This window comes from Serratia surfactantfaciens, assembly GCF_001642805.2.
In the GTDB taxonomy this organism is placed as follows: Bacteria; Pseudomonadota; Gammaproteobacteria; order Enterobacterales; family Enterobacteriaceae; genus Serratia; species Serratia surfactantfaciens.
Genome location: NZ_CP016948.1, coordinates 2,823,690 through 2,841,302 on the forward strand (window position 1 = coordinate 2,823,690; position 17,613 = coordinate 2,841,302).

Genomic DNA, 17,613 nt, shown 5'->3' on the forward strand with positions numbered 1-17,613 from the left:
GTTCCACGACTCCTTAATCGGCCGCAATCAATGATCGTTTATCCGCCCTGCAGGTGCGGCGCGCCCACGCTGGCGATCTCTTCTTCGGTCAGAGGGCGGTATTCCCCCGGCGCCAGGTCGTCATCCAGCACGATGCCGCCGATGCGCTCACGGTGCAACTCGATCACCCGGTTGCCAACGGCGGCGAACATCCGCTTCACCTGATGGTAGCGCCCTTCGCTGATGGTCAGACGCACCACATGCTCGTCAACCTGCTCCAGCGTCGCCGGCCGCGTCAGATCTTTCTCGTTGTGCAGTTGCACCCCTTCGGCGAAACGTTGCGCGGTGTCTTCCGCCAGCGGGTGCTCCAGCGTCACCAGATAGGTTTTCTCGCAGTGGTGACGCGGCGACGTGACGCGGTGCGACCACTGGCCGTCGTCGGTCATCAGCACCAGCCCGGTGGTATCGATGTCCAGCCGCCCGGCGGCGTGCAGTTTGTACGCGACCGGCTCATCGAGGAAATACAGCACCGTCGGATGATCGGGATCGTCGGTGGAGCAAACGTAGCCCTGCGGTTTGTTGAGCATGAAATAGCGCGGGCCGTTCTGCTGCTGCAGCGGGTTGCCATCGAACGCCACCTCTTGCTCCGGGGTCAGTTTGAGCGCCCCGCTCTTCGCTATTTCACCGTCCACGGTAACGCGTTTAGCCCGAAGTTCGCGCGCTACCAGCGCACGGCTGATGCCTAACTGCTGAGATAAAAACTTGTCCAGTCGCATGGGATCTGCTTTGCCTGTCGTTGTTATGATCGCATTGATCGTATTGCCAAAATATGACGCCCCCGCCGTTGCACCGGGTGCAAATGGCAGGTTCAAGGGGGAAATCGCGTGGGGGAACAGCGATTGCTGTCGCACGAGTATAGCGACACAACGCGTTGCCCGACAGGGGTAATTTTCACGCCTCTCGCACCGCGCGCGCCGGGAAGGCATAATAATAGAAATTTTTCGGCCGCCCAGCGCGTAAAATGTCACGATTTCTGTGGGAACAGCGGTGACAAAACCGGCACCCGGCGGCCCATTCCAACCTACGGCGTTCATTTATGGCCTTTACCCTACGCCCCTACCAACTGGAAGCGGTCGAAGCCACCATTAACCATTTCCGGCGGCATCCCGAACCGGCGCTGATCGTGCTGCCGACCGGCGCCGGCAAAAGCCTGGTGATCGCCGAGCTGGCGAAGCGCGCCCGCGGGCGGGTGCTGGTGTTGGCGCACGTCAAGGAGCTGGTGGCGCAAAACCACGCCAAATACTGCGCCTACGGCCTGGAGGCGGACATCTTCGCCGCCGGCCTGCAGCAAAAAGAGAGCGCCGGCAAGGTGGTGTTCGGCAGCGTGCAGTCGGTGGCGCGCAACCTGCCGTTGTTCGACGGCGCCTTTTCGCTGGTGATTGTCGATGAATGCCATCGCATCAGCGACGACGACGACAGCCAGTACCAGCAAATCATTCAGCACTTGCAGAAAACCAACCCGCAATTGCGGTTGCTGGGGCTGACCGCCACCCCCTACCGGCTGGGCAAGGGCTGGATTTACCAATATCACTACCACGGTTTCACCCGCGGCGACGGCGCCAGCCTGTTTCGCGACTGCATCTACGAGCTGCCGCTGCGCTATATGATTAAACACGGCTTTCTGGTGCCGCCGGAGCGGCTGGACATGCCGATCGTGCAGTACGATTTCAGCCGGCTGGAGGCCAGGAGCAACGGCCTGTTCAGCGAAGCGGACCTGAACCGCGAGCTGAAGCGGCAAAACCGCGTCACGCCGCACATCATCAGCCAGATCGTGGAGTACGCCGAAGATCGTAAAGGGGTGATGATTTTCGCCGCCACCGTCGAGCACGCCCGCGAGATCCACGACCTGCTGCCGAACGGCGAAGCCGCGCTGGTCAGCGCCGAAACGCCGCCCGCCGAGCGCGATGCGCTGATCGAGGCGTTCAAACAGCAGCAGTTGCGCTACCTGGTCAACGTGGCGGTGTTGACCACCGGCTTCGATGCGCCGCACGTCGATCTGATCGCCATCCTGCGCCCGACCGAGTCCGTCAGCCTGTACCAGCAGATCGTCGGACGCGGGCTGCGTTTGGCGCCCGGCAAAGAGGATTGTCTGATCCTCGACTATGCCGGCAACCCGCACGACCTGTTCACGCCGGAGGTCGGCGTCAGCAAGCCGCACGGCGACAGCCAACCGGTGCAGGTGTTCTGCCCGGCCTGCGGCTTCGCCAACCTGTTCTGGGGCAAGTGCACCGAAAACGGCGACATCATCGAGCACTACGGCCGCCGCTGTCAGGGCTGGCTGGAGGACGACGACGGCCGCCGCGAGCAGTGCGACTACCGCTTTCGGTTCAAGAGCTGCCCGCACTGCGGCGCGGAGAACGACATCGCCGCGCGCCGCTGCCATCAGTGCCAGGAAGTGTTGGTCGATCCCGACGATATGCTGAAAGCGGCGCTGAAGCTGAAAGACGCGCTGGTGCTGCGCTGCGGCGGTATGGAGCTACAGAGCGGCCGCGACGACAAGGGCGAATGGCTGAAGGCCACCTATTACGATGAGGACGGCACCAGCACCAGCGAGCGCTTCCGCCTGCAGACGCCGGCGCAGCGCAAAGCGTTCGAGATGCTGTTCCTGCGCCCGCACCAGCGCGCGCCGGGCGTGCCGTTCGCCTGGCACACCGCCGCCGACGTGCTGGCGCAACAACAGGCGCTGCGCCATCCGGATTTCGTGGTGGCGCGCAAACGCGGGCAGTTTTGGCAGGTGCGCGAGAAAGTGTTCGATTATCAAGGCCGTTTTCGCCGCGCCAATCAATTGGCCTGAGCGAACTGTCCCCAATCTGGGCAGGTTTTCATTGCCCTGCGGATGGCTTTCCGTTAAAATGCCGCGCGCTTTACCTGGGCCTGCCCAGCGTTAAAGCGGGTTTCCGAACTTGCTACTTGGGTCGCCTGTAGCAGGGTAAATTTTCTTTTAAGAGAAAAAACAATGTTCACTATCAATGTAGAAGTACGTAAAGACCAGGGTAAAGGTGCGAGCCGCCGCCTGCGTGCAGCAAACAAATTCCCAGCTATCGTTTACGGTGGCAAAGAAGCTGCAGTTTCCATCGAATTGGACCATGATTCTGTTAAGAACATGGAAGCTAAACCAGAATTCTACAGCGAAGCAGTAACTCTGGTTATCGACGGTAAAGAAACCAAAGTTAAGGTTCAGGCTGTACAGCGTCACCCGTTCAAGCCAAAACTGGCTCACATCGACTTCGTTCGCGTTTAATCGCTACGTTTTCGAACCTTTCGGGACGCCGAAATAAAGAACGCCGCAATTGCGGCGTTTTTTATTGTCTGCGATTCGGCAAGCTTACTTGCCGCTGCCGGTCCGGCGCTGCAGCTGATCGCGCAGGTTCGGCGGCGTGCCTTTGATGGTCAGCGTGTCGGTAGCCGCATCCCAGAAAATGCGCTCGCCAAGCAGCATGGCGTCGAAGTTCAGGCTGATGCCGCCGCCGCTGCCGGCGAATTTGGTCAGCTGGCGCAAAGTGCCGCGATCCGCCGGGAAGCTCTCTTCCAGCTCATACCCTTGCTCGCTGGAAAACTGCATGAAGTCTTTCTCGCCGACCGGCGACAGCTCCTGCGACAACGCCTGCAGTTCGATCTCTTCGCCTGCCTGCAACTGTTCGTTGCAGTAGCTGTAAACTTGCTGGCGCACCGACTGGCGCTCATTCTTGTCCAGCTGCGCATCGGCACAGTAGTCGTCTACCGCCTGCAGCAGCCCGCGGTTTTGCGCCTTGGTGTCCAACCCTTCGGACGCCGCCAGGAAATCCATAAAGAAGTCAGCAACCTTGCGGCCCACGCGCCCGCGCAGGAAGGTCAGATAGCGGGTCGATTCCGGGTTGGTTTCCCACTCGGTCAGATCGATGCGCGCGACGATATCGGCGTTGTTGATATCCAGATAGTGCGTGGTGTTGATATCCAGCTCTTCGTTGACGCGCATGCTGTTGCGGCTGTTCAGCACCGCGATCAGCAGATACTCCACCGCCAGATAACGGTATTGACCGAACAGCACCACGCCGCCTTCAGCGAACGGATACTTCGCCAGTTCGTCGCGCAGGCGACCGGTTGCCGCACGGCTGAAGGCCAGAAAGTCCTTATCGTCCTTGCGGCAGGTGCGCAGCGCCTCCGCCAGCTCGCTGCCTTCGTTGAACAGGCCTAAAGCCTTGCTCTTGGCGCTGTAAACGCGATGCAGTTCCGCCATCATTTCTTCCACCGCCGCGTTGTTGGGCAGCAAGGAATCGCGCAGCACCACGTCCAGCGTTTGCTCGTCGCGTTTCACCAATTGATGCAGAGCGATCTGGTCGATATCCAGACTCATGGTAAATCCTCCTGTTCTTTAGGCGCGTATTCAAACACTGAAGGCCCCGCCCTGCAATACTAAAAACCGCGGCAAACCGGAAAGGCGCGGCGATGAGCCGCCTCGCCGCCGACTATCGCGGATCCGAATGACAGGAAGTGATAAAAGAGCGGAAAATCACTGTCCTATACGGTAAGATAGAGCACTTTGCAGATTACTAAGCGCAATTTTATGCCACAATCATCCCGTTACAGTGACGAACACGTTGAACAACTGCTCTCAGAGCTGGTCAATGTTCTGGAAAAACACCATACCCCCACCGATCTTTCCCTGATGGTGCTGGGCAACATGGTCACTAATTTGATCAACACCAGCGTTGCCCCCGCGCAGCGGAAAACCCTGGCGAGATCGTTCGCGGAAGCCCTGCAGGCTTCTGTCCGTGAAGATAAAGCGCATTAATATTGACTTATGGTGACAAACCGTCAGCGTTATCGTGAAAAAGTCTCCCAGATGATCAGCTGGGGGCACTGGTTCGCCTTATTCAACATCCTGCTCGCCCTTGGGTTGGGCAGCCGCTACCTGTTTGTCACCGACTGGCCCGCTTCCCTGCTGGGCCGGGTCTATGCTCTGGTCAGCCTGCTGGGGCATTTCAGCTTTATCGTGTTCGCCGGCTATTTGCTGGTGATCTTCCCGCTCACCTTCGTGGTGATGTCGCAGCGGCTGTTGCGATTTATTTCCGCCGCGTTGGCCACCGCCGGGCTCACGCTGTTGCTGGTCGACAGCGAGGTGTTCTCTCATTTCCACCTGCACCTCAATCCGGTGGTGTGGGATCTGGTGGTCAACCCGGACCAAAGCGAGCTGTCGCGCGATTGGCAGCTGATGTTTATCTGCGTGCCAGTGATCTTCCTGGTGGAGATGCTGTTCGGCACCTGGAGCTGGCAGAAGCTGCGCAGCCTGAACCGACGCCGATTCGGCAAGCCGCTGGCGGCGCTGTTTATCAGCGCCTTTTTCGCTTCGCACCTGATTTACATCTGGGCCGACGCCAACTTCTATCGCCCGATCACCATGCAGCGGGCCAACCTGCCGCTCTCGTACCCGATGACCGCGCGCAAATTCCTCGAGAAACACGGCCTGCTCGACCAGCAAGAATATGAGCGCCGCCTGGTGCAACAGGGCAATCCGGAAGCGGTGGCGGTCGAGTATCCGCTCAGCGATCTCAGCTACAGCGATAAGGGTAGCGGCTATAACCTGCTGATGATCGTGGTGGACGGCATTCGCGCCAAAGACATGGCGCAGGACATGCCAACGTTGACGCGTTTCGCCCAGGAAAACGTGCGTTTCAGCGATCACTATAGCTCGGGAAACCACGCCGACACCGGGCTGTTCGGCCTGTTCTACGGCATTTCTCCGACCTATCTGGACAGCGTGCTCGCCGGCCGCAAACCGTCGGCGCTGATCAACGCGCTCGGCGATCAGGGCTACCAACTGGGGCTGTTCTCGTCCGACGGCTTCAACGCCAGCCTGTACCGTCAGGCTCTGTTGACCGACTTCTCGCTGCCGACGCCGGCGCCGCAAAGCGACGCGCAGACCACGCAGCAGTGGCAACGTTGGCTGACGGATCAGGGCGATAAAGAGCCATGGTTCTCTTATATCAACTTCAGCGGCGCTGAGCCGGCCGAAGGCGACAAAACTCCGGCGCCGGCCGACTTTATCCAGCGCTATCGCAGCGGCGCGCAAGACGTGGACGCTCAGATAGCCCAGGTTCTGGACACTCTGAAACAACGCGGCCTGCTGGATAAAACCGTGGTGGTGATCACCGCCGAGCACGGCGTCGAGTTCAACGACAGCGGCAAAGGGCAATGGGGCGCCGGCACCGCCTTCAATCAGGCACAGCTGCAGGTGCCGCTGGTGATCCACTGGCCGGGTACGCCGGCGCAGACCATCAACAAGCTGACCGGCCATAACGACGTGATGCGTACCCTGATGCAACGGTTGCTGCACGTGAAGACCACGCCGAAAGACTATTCGCAGGGCGAGGATCTGTTCACCGCTCAGCGCCGCAACAACTGGATTGCCACCGGTGACAACAACCAGCTGGTGATCACCACGCCGACGCAGACGCTGATGCTGGACAACAGCGGCAACTATCGCGTCTACGATCAGAATGGCGAGGAAATAAAAGACGAGAAACCGCAGCTTGCTCTGCTGCTGCAGGTGCTGACCGATGTAAAACGCTTTATCGCCAACTAACTGCTTAAAACTAAAGCAATCAAGTGGCGAGGCGCTTGCATTAACATCGGGAATCGGTAGTATGATTTTTCATAGCGTCGGCATGTAGCGCAGCCTGGTAGCGCACCGTCATGGGGTGTCGGGGGTCGGAGGTTCGAATCCTCTCATGCCGACCAAATTTAAGAAAACCTGCTGTTACAGCAGGTTTTTTTTCGTCTGCACGCTGAGAGGATGAGAATCTCCGAAGGAGGTTTGAGCCGAGCGTAGTGAGACCACGTTGCTTTAGCAACGGCCCGCAGGGCAAGCATCGAAGATGCACATAATCCTCTCATGCCGACCAAATTTAAGAAAACCTGCTGTTACAACAGGTTTTTTTTCGTCTGCACGCTGAGAGGATGAGAATCTCCGAAGGAGGTTTGAGCCGAACGTAGTGAGACCACGTTGCTTTAGCAACGGCCCGCAGGGCAAGCATCGAAGATGCGCATAATCCTCTCATGCCGACCAAATTCAAGAAAACCTGCTGTTACAGCAGGTTTTTTTTCGTCTGCACGCTGAGAGGATGAGAATCTCCGAAGGAGGTTTGAGCCGAACGTAGACAGAGCGCGAGGCCCCTCCGTAGCATAATGAGTGCGAATTCCCTTTTGTTACTTTTAAGCCTCCCTTTAAGGCGGTTGCCTAACTTAATTCATTCATTTTTGTACGCGCGCTGAAGCAAATGATAAATATGAATACAATGCCTACCAACTGCGGCCAAATTGCGCCACAAAGGAAATCGTCCCCTATATGCTTGCTGAGATCGAGGCATGTGTAAGTCGTAGCCCCAGAGAACCAAGCTTTTATCCAAAAAGTTTTCTTCATGGGATGTCCCTATTCCAAAACATTTTAATATGTCACATAACAGAGTAAGCAGTCATTAATATAAACATTGATTCGATTGTGGAAAAGAGCTAATTATAAAGAGCCTTACGAAGGCTTACATAGTATCAATCAAATAATCAAAAGGAGTTGTTTATGAAAGTTATTGATTCTTCAATGCTAAATTTCGTTTCTGGCGCAGGGAATTTTGCGGATAACCGTAGCAGTAACGGCAAGGTCAACAATAATAATGGGGGCTGTGGTGCTTCAACTAACTATGGTGGCCAGGCTAATGGTTTTGTTAGCAACTCTTCAGCCGGCATGAGCAAGGATTGTGCTATAGCACTAGGATTGGCAGCGGCAGGTGGCGTTATCGGCGGACTTATATCGCAAGGCGCCAGGGCTGTTATTGGTGGTGTAGTGGGATCTTCGATTGGCTCCTTTGGAGCATGCATTGGTGGAAGCAACAACAATGGTTCTCAAAACGCCTCTAAAAGCGGAGGTTATAACGGGGGTACCTGTTCCTGGTAATTACACACGAAATACTAACAGTGCTTATAAAAATCTTGCATGGTGTTTTTTGAAAGGAGGAAAGGAAATGAAAAATCCATTTGTTGTTTTTGCTTTTGTTTTTATAATGATTTCATTATCGCAAAGTGTTTTTCACACTCTTGGAATAACAAGTTACAACGGGCTTTTAAATATCAACTTACCTAAAGATCTCGCTCTGAGCATTATAATTATCTCTGTTCCAATAGGGATTTTTGCAATCATGTATGGGATCTATTCATCTGTTAAATGGTTCGCTAAAACGTGGAATAAATCTGGAGGGTAACAGATTACTCCCTATGCGATAGCGGAGGATCCCCCCCCCTATCGCTGGTGTATTATTATTTAATCCAACCTAATCACTCTATCTGCCGACGCTATCGTAGTTTCACGGTGAGCAATGATGATCCGCGTAATTTTTAGTTTTTTGATCGCCTGATTCACCTTCGCTTCACTGTCCTTGTCCAGCGCACTGGTCGCCTCATCCAGGAACAAAATCGCCGGTTTCTTGTAAATGGCTCGGGCAATAAACAGGCGTTGCTTCTGCCCACCGGACAACCCTTCCCCCAGTTCGCCGATCAGGGTTTCGTACCCCATCGGCATGCGCATGATCACCTCATGCAGATAGCTGGCTCGGGCACAGACCTCCATCCAGGCATCATCCATCTCGTCCGCGAACCCGCAGATATTTTCCCGGATCGAGCCGGAGAACAGCTTGTCGTCCTGCATCACGCAGGCGATCATCTTGTGATAGTTGTTGATGCCGAGCTGCCGGATATCGACGCCGTTCACCTCAACCCGCCCTGAATCCGGGGGAAACAGCCCGCACAGCACCTTCATCAGCGTGGTCTTGCCAGCCCCGGATGGGCCCACGATGGCCACACTCTCTCCCGGCGCAACAGAGATATTTAGAGCATCGAAGACCGCCGGTGACTGGCTGTCGTATCGATAGCTCAGGGCATGGGTGGACAATCCCATTGGTTGCATTTTCGAGATATATGGGAGGTCGGGCTTGCGATCTTCCCGTGGATGCAGGGCGATATCGGCAATGCGTTCGTTATGCAGGCTCATCATGCGCAGCTGCAGCAAAAATTCCGTCAGCGACCCTATGCGGTCGGAGAACTGCCCCCGAAAGGCGCCGAACGCGACGAACATACCGAGGGTCATCTGATTATCGATCACCAGACGGGTCCCCAGCCACAGTATGACGACCTGGTCACAGGCCGCCACGAAGGTGTTGATCCCGCCAAACAGCATATCCATTTTGGTGATCCGGATACCGGTATTGATGGTGTCGATTTCAAGATTGAGCCAGTGGGCGATACGGCACTCCGCCATGCCCTGCATCTTGACGGTGGCGATACCGTACAGCGTCTCCATAAAATAGGAACCGGCGCGGGCATTTCTCACCAGCGCTTCTTCGGACAGCTGGCGATAATACCCGTAGGTCAACAGGCGCATCAGCACATAGAGCGCGGTGAACGCGATCACCACCCAGGTCAACCAGCCCCCATACAGCACCATCATCACCAGCACGCCAATCACCATGATGCCGTCCATGATGGCGCCGACAATACTGGAGGTGAAGGTGCTGCGCAGCGTATCCAGTGAGCCGAAGCGCGACTGAATGTCACCCAGCTTACGCCGTTCAAAGTAACCGAGCGGCAGGCGCAACAGGTGAGTAAACAGCCCGGATTGCCACTGCACGTTGATGAGCGTCGACATGACCAGTCCGGCCCAGGCGCGCACCATGCCAATGGCGGCCCGCAACAGAATGAACAGCATCAGCCCAACGCAGATGAGCGTCAGCAACCCGCGGTCCCCGGCGGGAATAGCGTGATCCATCACCAGCTGCGTGCCGATGGGCACCACCAGGTTGATGGTTTCGAACACCAGAGACAGACAAAAGATTTTGCCAAGCGCCCCCTTGAGACCGTGTACGCTGCCAATCAGCGTACGCAGGTGAATGCGGTGGCGAACGCTGTCGGCGGTAAAGGCGCTGCCGGGCCAGGCCTCAAGCGCTACGCCGGTGAAACTGTGCGACAGCTCCGCCAGGCTGACCGCCCGCCGCCCGCGCGCCGGATCGTGCAGCACCGCGCGGTGACCTTTGACGCTAACCAGCACCACGAAATGGTTGAACTCCCAGTGCAGAATGCAGGGCAGTTTCAGCGCGCCAAGTTCGTCCAGATCCAGCGACAAGGGGCGAGTGCTCAACCCCAGCTGTTCGGCGATACCGATCAGCCCAACCAGCGTTGCACCGCGGGTTGACAGGTTGAACTGCCGGCGCAGCGCGATCAGGTCGATGTTTTTGCCGTAATAACCGCAGATCATCGCCAAACAGGCCAGCCCGCATTCCGACGACTCGGTCTGGTGCACCATCGGAACCCGGTGGCGCAGCCGCAGATCCAGCTGGCTGACCCGTTGTTTGAATGTTGGCTTATTCATTGACCGGCCCCGTTGCGCTGTGTTTCATGTCGTAGAACGGCGACAGCATCCATTGATAAACCAGCCTTTTCTCCAGAAACAGAGTGCTTTGCGCTTTCATGCCGTTTTCCAGGCTCAGACGCTTGCCGTCATAGGCAATGGTCTGTTTTTCCGGAATGACGATCACCTTGTAGTAAGGCACAGCGGCGGTCAGCGCCGCTTTGGGCGCCCCCTGATAGGTCAGCATTTCCTGCGGTGAGGCCGGGGCTTTGGAAATGACGGATACCGTACCGGCAAACTGGCCGAACTTCTCCGCCGGAAAGGCGTCATAACGCACATTGACCCGATCACCGGCAGCAATGTAAGGGATGGCGTCGTTAGGTACCCACAGCACCAGAGCATAGCGATCGATGTCGTGGGGGAGTACCTGCAGCAGACTGTCGCCGACGTTCACCATCTGGCCAACCGTGACGCTCAGCGAATCGATGCGGCCGCCGGCCAGCGCGCGAACGATAATATCGCCAGTGGCATCGATGTTTTGCCGCTCCTTTTGCAGCTCGTAGCGCTGCAGCTCCATCTGGTAGATCTGGTTGTCAAATTCAGCGGCCTGGGTATGGATCTGGCTTTCCAGCGCGGTGATCTGCAGCGCATTCTGTTCGTTCTGGCCGGAAAGCCCCAGCAGGTTGTTCTGCTGCTGGTAATACAACGCCACCTGGTTGGTGAGCTGATCCTTGTTGATCAGCCCCTTGGTCTGATAGTGCCGGTAGTTCTCCATGTTCTCCTTCATGATGCGTATCCCTTCCTGGGCGCGCTGGAGGATATCGGTGGAGCGGGTAAATGCGGCGGTATATTGCGCCTTCTGTTTTTCCAACATAGTCAGCGTGGCCTGCTTGCTGCTTTCCAGCCGGCTGATGATTTGCGCAATGCGCGCCAGCTGGCCATCGATATCCCGCTGCTGGTTATCGCTGACCACTCCGCTGCGGGTGCTTTTGCTGACGTCAATCTGGTAAATGGCCGCCCCGGCGGCGATCCGTTGCCCTTCGGTGACAAATTGTTTGATCACTACCCCTTGAACCGTGGAGTAAACGTTCGCGGCGCGGGGATAGGTGCTGATCTCACCGGTCACGTTGACCCGCCGGGTATAGGTACCGGCGAGCACGAAGGTGAGAAAAGCAATGAGAAAAAACAGGCACAGCCCCGCAGTGAACCAAGCGGGAATACCGGGCAACAGCAATGCCCGGCCGCGCCATTTCAATTTTTGGTTACCGATCGCTTCCTGGCGAAACACCGTTTTTCTTCCTTAAAAAAATAAGGGCCGTTGGCTCTTGCCCTATTATGTCGTTAACAATTCGCTAAATATCAGGCTTGCTGTGAGCCAGCGCTCGATACATAGTTGAATGTGATATCGCAAATAACCCCGTCAGTTTACTGAGCGAATCTTGCCCGTTTTTATGCGCAGGGCCTAACTGTTTTTATTTTTTCCAGATATTTCTTGCTCCTCATCAAATTGTCTCGGCGTCCAAATTCCCGTTACCGTGCCTTAGTGGGTATGCAGTTGCATCCAGTAAAACTCAATCCCTGCAAAGGCTTACTCCTATTTTTTGATGGCAAACCCAAATAGCAAACCATTGCACCGGAGAACTAAGATTTCATCGAAATAGTTAATTCATTGAACACCTTTATACTTAACTGAATAATACTTCGCGATAGTTATTCATCATTAATTTAAACTTGACCCGTCCAATAAAAAGCGTTAATCGTAACAAGCTTTAAACATGGTTGCACAAGATAACGTCAACAAGTAAAAGGAATTATTTATGAAAACCATTGATTCTTCAATGCTGGATTACATTGCTGGTGGCCGTGGCAATAATGGCAACGGCCGTGTTGACAACGACAGGTAGAATAGTCATTCTGGCAGTAAAAAACTGCAAGAATTCAATAGGCGGTTCTTGTAAGGTTTGACTTTACCTTCAAGAGCATAACATTACAATATCAGACAGGACTAAAACGGTGACAAAGATTATCAATTCATTAATTGTCTTTTTATCCATCCTGGCCGGTTCTTTTTTTCTGAGTGGCGCCGGGGTAATAGGTTACCAACCGTGGTTTTCTGCACCCGAGAATTTGTCAAAACTTGTGATTATCGTTGTCACCTACTGCTCCTTTGTTTACGCCGCATTAAGTATTTATAGAAAACTTAAAAAACAAACCCCATAAAAAAGCCATAACACAGGCATGACGTTCAGTTTTGGGTTAAAGAATAGAATTAACTATAAATTAACCCTCGCTAATTCAGTTTTTCGCCTGCCGTTTACGCGGGCAGTTTAACGATCGCCGCCGGGATGCCCTGCCGCACCGCCGCGCCGGTCACCCAATCCAGCCAGGTGTTCGGCACTTCGCGCGTCGGATCGGCAAACCCCAGATCGTTGAGGTTGATGCCGGCGGCGATGCGCTCATCCATCGCCAGCGGCTCACCGTCCAGATAGTGTTGGCTGGCCCCCATCTCGCGGTGGCCGTAGCCGTGTTCAACCGCAATCACGCCGGGCATCACGCCCGCCAGTAAACTGATCTGCGCCTCCCGGCTGCCGCCCGGCGTGCTGATGCACACCCGGTCGCCGTGTTGAATGCCGAAATGCGCCCCATCCGCCGGGTTTAACGCCACCAGGTTCACCGGTTTCACGTCGTGCAGGCGCCGGATCACCGCAGTGGAGCTGCTCATCACATTGGATTTGAAGGACATCAGGCGCAGCGGCCACTGCCGTTGCGGGTAGAGTTCTTCCACCGCGCGGCCATCCGACAAACGCGCCGGATAGCAGGTTGGGCAGCCGCTGAAACGCTCGCCGGTGATCGCATGCCGGTGCTTCGCCACTTCCGCGTTCCAGATCTGCAGCGGTTTCTCCCAGCGATTGCCCACGCTGCCGTCGCGGCGGCCGCTGTCATGAGCGGCGAACCGGCCGCCGCGGCTGTAGATAAACGCTACGCGGTCGATTTCATCGGCGCGCAGCGTCTGCGCCAGCTGCGGCAACAAGCGATCGACGCCGCTTAGCGCCAGCTCTTCCGCCCTCGCAGCCGGCACCGGCGCCTTGCCTGCAAACGCGACGTTGGCGGCGGCGCGCAGATAATAATCCTCGGCGCGGTTGAGCGGCAGCAGCCCTCCCTGGCCGTCGCCGATCGCCCGATCGCCGAAGCCCGGCAACGCCAGGCGTTTGGCGACGGCGATGCAAAACGCCTCCATGGAGATCGGTTGCCCTTGCGCCGTTTTAGCGGTCGCCGGCGTCACTATCGGCCAGCGCGCGGTGGTGGCCTTGCTGGCGACGCCGCCCCAGGGAGCGCTAAATCCCCAACTCTCAAAGTTATGGGTATCCGGGATGATATAGTCGGCCAATGCCGTCGTTTCATTGATAAACGCATCGATAGCGATAAACAGCGGCAAACGCGCCGGATCTTTGAGCCGTTCCTCCGCCACGCCGCGCAAACCGGCGATACCGTACAAGGGATTGGTCATGTTCGAGATCCAGGCTTTCAGCCCGTAGGGATACCCCGCCAACGCCGAGGTCAGCAGCTCGGTCAACTGCCCGGCGACGAACGGATACCAGGGCGCTTTGGCCGGCCAGGGCGAAATGCCCGCCGCCACTTTTTCGCGATATTCGTCCGAGGCTTCATAGGCAGCCTTGCTGCGCGCAATATTCAGCCCCTTTGGTTTCACCAGACCGGGAAACTCAGCCAGGTTATAGCGTGGCCCTTCGGCGAAGCCGTTAAATTTACCGCCGCCGACGAACACCCCGCCCGCCAGGCTCAGATTGCCGATCAGCACATTGAGCATCATCACCGACCAGGTATTATAAAACCCGTTTGCCGCCATCATCCCGCCATGAGCGATCACCGCCGCCTTGCGCCCATGGGCGGTAAAAGCCTCGGCCAGCGCCGCAATGCGCGCCACCGGCACGCCGCATTCTCGGCTGTACGCCTCTGGCGAAAGTTTGTCGGCAGCCTCTTTCAAACACTGAAAGCCGCTCTTCACCGCCACCTGCGCACCGTCGTGCAGCGTCACCCTGCGCGTTACCCACAGCTCGGCACTGTCGCACGTCTCGGCCGCCACCAGCTCGCCCGCACCGTTGACCACCAGCGGCGATGCCAACCCTGCGCCGTTCAGATGGGCGAGCGTCAGATGTTGGCCCGCCAACGGGTGCTCGCTCTCGGCGATCACCAGATGCGTGGCGTTGGTCCAGCTCTTCTCGCCGGCGCGTTGCATGGCAGCCTCTGACGGGATGGCGAGATAGTCGGCTTGATAGCGCCGGTTGTCGAGGATCCAACGGATCATCGCCATCGCAAGCGCCGAGTCGGTGCCCGGCAACACCGGGATCCAATGACCATGATCGTCCGCCAACGTAGTGGTCAGCGGCAGCGCCGGCGCCACCACCGCATAGCGGAACTCGCTGCGCAGCCTGGCGCTAGCCAGTTGCCGGGCCTGGCGCTTGAAAGGGTTGCCGGACTGCGCCGGTGAGGTGCCCATAAACAACGCGAATTCGACCTGTTCCCAGTCTGGTTTCACGTGCGGGTTCTTATCCAGATCGTTCATCAACGCACCGGAGCCGGCGCGGTAGGCCAGCCCGCAGTAAGCGCCGTGCGCGCCGAAATTCTTGCTGCCAAAGCTGTTCTGGGCGAAGCGCCGCAGGAAGCTGTCGCGCCCGTCGTCACCGGCGTTGGTCACCAGCAGCTGATTGGCTTTCGGCCCCAGCCCCGGCTGCCGGGCGTCGATCGGCGTTTCCAGATCGCGGATCGCCCGCAGACCGTCCACCGGTCCTTCGCCGAACAGATCGCCGCCCTCCACCACTTCCTCGATCAGCTGCTCAAAACTGATGCGCTGCCACTTGCCTTCGCCGCGTTTGCCGACGCGCTTCATCGGCTCCAGTACGCGCAGCGGACTGTAAAGGCCCTCCAGCAGCGTGGCGCCGCGCGCACAGGCGGTGGAACGGGCATCGAGACCGCTTTCGCCACCCAGCTGCGCCAGCGCTTCCTGCAGCGGCAAGGCGGAATCGACGTGCTGCTCCTGAGACAGCGGATGATAAGGGTTGCCGGCAATGCGCAGCACCCGGTCGGTCTGCCGATCCACCCTCACCCGCACGCCGCACTGCGTCCAGCAGCCGAAACATTGGGTCATCGAGATGGCCTGCTGCGGATTGCTTTGCCATTCCGGCGCCGCCCGCCCTTCGGGCGGCAGAGAGTTACTGTTGATGCGATCCCGCGTCACGCGCCCAGAGGTGCCGTGGATCAAGCCGTCGATCGCCCGTTTGGCGACCTCGCGATAACTCAGGCCAAAGGCGGACAACCCGCCGAAGGCCAGGCCCACTTTCAACCACTGACGCCGGGTGAGTTTAGCCATGTTGTTTTCTCCGCAGTAAAAACGCCTGTGCTTCACGCACCATGATCATTAACGCCAGCCACAACCCAAAGGTGCCGACGATCGCCAGCAAGCCATCGGTGCCCAGCGGCAGGCTGTAGGGGGAAGAAGACGCGTTGTATTTCGGGATGGTTTGCACCTCGATCAACAGCGTCCAGCGCATCAGCCAACTCAGCCCCAGAGCACCGGCCACCAGCAGCGGCGCACCGCCGCGCGGCAAGCGCCGATAGGCGCCCCAGGCGGCGCCCCCCAGCGTCAGCCCCCATAACGCGATCCATCCGGCGGCATAATGGCGCGCTATCGCCTGCGTCCGCAGCCAGTGGCGTACCGCCGCGCCGGATAACGTATCGCCGCACACCCACAACAGAATCGCCCCGCCGAGCAGCAACAGCGTCAGCAGCATTCCGCGCGCCAGCGGCGCCTGCAGACCGGGCCGTTCGCGTATCGCCAGCAGCAACAAGGCCAAGAGCGCCTGCAGCGCACTGAGCAACATGACGATAGGAAATCCGTAGCTGAACCAGATCGGGCGGGCGCGCACGACGGAAACCTCTCGCCCGGTGTACAGCAGCAGGCCGATAGCCACCAGCGCGCAGGCGGGCGCAATCCCGCGCAGCAGCGCAACCGGTCGGCCCGTCAGCCGCGTGAATTCGAGCGCGAGAAACCACAGGCCGATCAGCAGGGTAAACAGCGGCAAAAACAGCGCGCCCCACGGCATCCACGACCAGGGCGTCGGATAGGCATAGAAATGCCAGAAGCGGGCGGTTTGATGCAGGTCTGCGGTCAGCGCCAGCGGCGCGGTGATGGCGCACGTCAGCCCGATAAACAGCGTCACGCGCTCCAGGTGTGCGGCATTCTCTCCACCGCGCCAGCGCCATGCGCAGGCCAGCAGCGCGGCGCAGGCGGCGATGCCGATAAAGAAGAAATATTGCACGGCCCACGGCAGCCAGCTAACCGCCTGCGGTTGGCTCAACACTTCTGCGATCGTCAGTTGGCGACTCATCGTCTCTCTCCCCATAAGGCGACCTGCGCCCGCCCCGGCAGCGGCGTAACGAAGGCTTCATCCAGCCCCAGATAAAACACGTGGGGCGCGGTGTGGTTTTCCGGCTTGAGAACGTTGATCTCGGCCTCATGGCGCCGCAGCATCTTGCTCAACGTGCTGTGCGGATCGCGCATGTCGCCGATGATCCGTGCGCCGCCCACGCATGACTCCACGCACGCCGGCAGCAATCCCGCCTCCAGCCGGTGCACGCAGAAGGTGCATTTGTCCGCCGTTTGGGTGGCGTGATTGATAAAGCGGGCGTCGTACGGACAGGCCTGCACGCAATAGGCGCATCCCACGCAGCGTGTGTTGTCGACAACCACGATCCCGTCCTCGCGCTGGAAGGTGGCCTGTACCGGGCATACCGGCACGCATGGCGGGTTGTCGCAGTGGTTGCACAGCCTGGGCAGCAGCACGTTGGTCGCCACCTCTTCCCCTTCGAGGCTGACCTGGTACTGGTTTACCGTGGTGCGGAACTCGCCGTGCGGCGTCTGGTTTTCAATGGCGCAGCTGACGGTACAGGCCTGGCACCCGACGCAGCGCCGCAGATCGATCAGCATCGCGTAGCGGCGGCGAGCATCCCCCTCGCGCCGCGCCGGTGCCAACGTCAGCCCGGCCTCCGCCACGGGGACCAGCGAAGCCCCCGCCGTCAATACGCCCAGCCGTTGCAAAAACTGCCGTTTACTGAAGTCCATCCGTTTCTCCCACGCCCAGGGCGTCACCCCGATCACGCTATTGACGCCCGTTAGATGAATAAACAAT

At 58.0% G+C, this 17,613-nt stretch carries 14 protein-coding genes, 1 tRNA gene and 2 other RNA genes; 10 read left to right on the plus strand and 7 right to left on the minus strand.

Annotated features, from left to right (window positions below; genetic code table 11):
* Window positions 1-38: 38 nt before the first annotated feature.
* Window positions 39-755, minus strand: a complete 717-nt coding sequence (gene rsuA, locus ATE40_RS13270; protein ID WP_019453643.1) for a 16S rRNA pseudouridine(516) synthase RsuA — start codon at window positions 753-755, stop codon at window positions 39-41.
* A gap of 320 nt (window positions 756-1,075) precedes the next feature.
* On the opposite strand from rsuA, the gene radD reads away from it, so the two are divergent.
* Together radD and rplY are read left to right on the plus strand one after the other, a co-directional pair.
* Window positions 1,076-2,833 carry a DNA repair helicase RadD gene (gene radD / locus ATE40_RS13275; protein WP_063919747.1) on the plus strand — a complete coding sequence of 586 codons (1,758 nt, stop codon included), beginning with the start codon at window positions 1,076-1,078 and terminating at the stop codon, window positions 2,831-2,833.
* 162 nt (window positions 2,834-2,995) lie between these two features.
* Entirely contained in the window at window positions 2,996-3,280 is a 285-nt protein-coding gene (gene rplY, locus ATE40_RS13280) for a 50S ribosomal protein L25 (protein ID WP_019453645.1), read from the plus strand.
* An 84-nt stretch (window positions 3,281-3,364) separates the two neighbouring features.
* Here the strand turns inward: rplY and yejK are convergent, their stop codons facing one another.
* Entirely contained in the window at window positions 3,365-4,372 is a 1,008-nt protein-coding gene (gene yejK, locus ATE40_RS13285; protein WP_019453646.1) for a nucleoid-associated protein YejK, read from the minus strand.
* 210 nt (window positions 4,373-4,582) lie between these two features.
* On the opposite strand from yejK, the gene ATE40_RS13290 reads away from it, so the two are divergent.
* The 7 genes from ATE40_RS13290 (at window position 4,583) to ATE40_RS24725 (ending at window position 8,270) form a co-directional block, all read left to right on the plus strand.
* Window positions 4,583-4,810: a YejL family protein gene (locus ATE40_RS13290; RefSeq protein ID WP_004935782.1), complete on the plus strand. Its 228-nt coding sequence runs from the start codon at window positions 4,583-4,585 to the stop codon at window positions 4,808-4,810.
* 9 nt (window positions 4,811-4,819) lie between these two features.
* Window positions 4,820-6,601 carry an LPS biosynthesis-modulating metalloenzyme YejM gene (gene yejM, locus ATE40_RS13295; RefSeq protein ID WP_019453648.1) on the plus strand — a complete coding sequence of 594 codons (1,782 nt, stop codon included), beginning with the start codon at window positions 4,820-4,822 and terminating at the stop codon, window positions 6,599-6,601.
* A gap of 78 nt (window positions 6,602-6,679) precedes the next feature.
* Window positions 6,680-6,756 (plus strand) — tRNA-Pro (locus ATE40_RS13300).
* Between the two features lie 34 nt (window positions 6,757-6,790).
* Window positions 6,791-6,920: non-coding RNA, RtT sRNA (locus tag ATE40_RS13305), on the plus strand.
* 34 nt (window positions 6,921-6,954) lie between these two features.
* Window positions 6,955-7,084, plus strand: a non-coding RNA gene (locus ATE40_RS13310) — RtT sRNA.
* Between the two features lie 507 nt (window positions 7,085-7,591).
* Window positions 7,592-7,966 carry a hypothetical protein gene (locus tag ATE40_RS24720; protein WP_156785427.1) on the plus strand — a complete coding sequence of 125 codons (375 nt, stop codon included), beginning with the start codon at window positions 7,592-7,594 and terminating at the stop codon, window positions 7,964-7,966.
* Window positions 7,967-8,033: 67 nt separating this feature from the next.
* Window positions 8,034-8,270, plus strand: a complete 237-nt coding sequence (locus ATE40_RS24725; RefSeq protein WP_156785428.1) for a hypothetical protein — start codon at window positions 8,034-8,036, stop codon at window positions 8,268-8,270.
* 59 nt (window positions 8,271-8,329) lie between these two features.
* Here the strand turns inward: ATE40_RS24725 and ATE40_RS13315 are convergent, their stop codons facing one another.
* Entirely contained in the window at window positions 8,330-10,429 is a 2,100-nt protein-coding gene (locus ATE40_RS13315) for a peptidase domain-containing ABC transporter (RefSeq protein ID WP_063919748.1), read from the minus strand.
* Window positions 10,422-11,696, minus strand: a complete 1,275-nt coding sequence (locus ATE40_RS13320; RefSeq protein WP_063919749.1) for an HlyD family secretion protein — start codon at window positions 11,694-11,696, stop codon at window positions 10,422-10,424. Before ATE40_RS13320 ends, ATE40_RS13315 begins: the two co-directional genes overlap by 8 nt.
* A 725-nt stretch (window positions 11,697-12,421) precedes the next feature.
* Here ATE40_RS13320 and ATE40_RS24730 point away from each other — a divergent pair.
* Window positions 12,422-12,628, plus strand: coding sequence for a hypothetical protein (locus tag ATE40_RS24730; RefSeq protein WP_156785429.1), 207 nt, complete (start codon window positions 12,422-12,424; stop codon window positions 12,626-12,628).
* Between the two features lie 94 nt (window positions 12,629-12,722).
* Here the strand turns inward: ATE40_RS24730 and ttrA are convergent, their stop codons facing one another.
* Genes ttrA through ttrB form a run of 3 tightly spaced genes read right to left on the minus strand, consistent with a single transcriptional unit; the run spans window position 12,723 to window position 17,546 of the window.
* On the minus strand, window positions 12,723-15,794 hold the full coding sequence (gene ttrA, locus ATE40_RS13325; protein WP_063919750.1) for a tetrathionate reductase subunit TtrA: 3,072 nt from the start codon (window positions 15,792-15,794) through the stop codon (window positions 12,723-12,725).
* A complete protein-coding gene (gene ttrC / locus ATE40_RS13330) occupies window positions 15,787-16,812 on the minus strand; it encodes a tetrathionate reductase subunit TtrC (RefSeq protein WP_063919751.1) in 1,026 nt (341 codons plus the stop codon). Before ttrC ends, ttrA begins: the two co-directional genes overlap by 8 nt.
* A complete protein-coding gene (gene ttrB, locus ATE40_RS13335; protein ID WP_063919752.1) occupies window positions 16,809-17,546 on the minus strand; it encodes a tetrathionate reductase subunit TtrB in 738 nt (245 codons plus the stop codon). Before ttrB ends, ttrC begins: the two co-directional genes overlap by 4 nt.
* Window positions 17,547-17,613: the final 67 nt, after the last annotated feature.

Bases quoted from the DNA above. Each gene is read 5' to 3' on its own strand.
- radD (WP_063919747.1), top strand. From the start codon at position 1,076: ATGGCCTTTACCCTACGCCCCTACCAACTGGAAGCGGTCGAAGCCACC.
- rsuA (WP_019453643.1), bottom strand. From the start codon at position 755: ATGCGACTGGACAAGTTTTTATCTCAGCAGTTAGGCATCAGCCGTGCG.
- ATE40_RS24725 (WP_156785428.1), top strand. From the start codon at position 8,034: ATGAAAAATCCATTTGTTGTTTTTGCTTTTGTTTTTATAATGATTTCA.
- ATE40_RS13290 (WP_004935782.1), top strand. From the start codon at position 4,583: ATGCCACAATCATCCCGTTACAGTGACGAACACGTTGAACAACTGCTC.
- ATE40_RS24720 (WP_156785427.1), top strand. From the start codon at position 7,592: ATGAAAGTTATTGATTCTTCAATGCTAAATTTCGTTTCTGGCGCAGGG.
- ttrB (WP_063919752.1), bottom strand. From the start codon at position 17,546: ATGGACTTCAGTAAACGGCAGTTTTTGCAACGGCTGGGCGTATTGACG.
- rplY (WP_019453645.1), top strand. From the start codon at position 2,996: ATGTTCACTATCAATGTAGAAGTACGTAAAGACCAGGGTAAAGGTGCG.
- yejM (WP_019453648.1), top strand. From the start codon at position 4,820: ATGGTGACAAACCGTCAGCGTTATCGTGAAAAAGTCTCCCAGATGATC.
- ttrC (WP_063919751.1), bottom strand. From the start codon at position 16,812: ATGAGTCGCCAACTGACGATCGCAGAAGTGTTGAGCCAACCGCAGGCG.
- ATE40_RS13315 (WP_063919748.1), bottom strand. From the start codon at position 10,429: ATGAATAAGCCAACATTCAAACAACGGGTCAGCCAGCTGGATCTGCGG.
- yejK (WP_019453646.1), bottom strand. From the start codon at position 4,372: ATGAGTCTGGATATCGACCAGATCGCTCTGCATCAATTGGTGAAACGC.
- ttrA (WP_063919750.1), bottom strand. From the start codon at position 15,794: ATGGCTAAACTCACCCGGCGTCAGTGGTTGAAAGTGGGCCTGGCCTTC.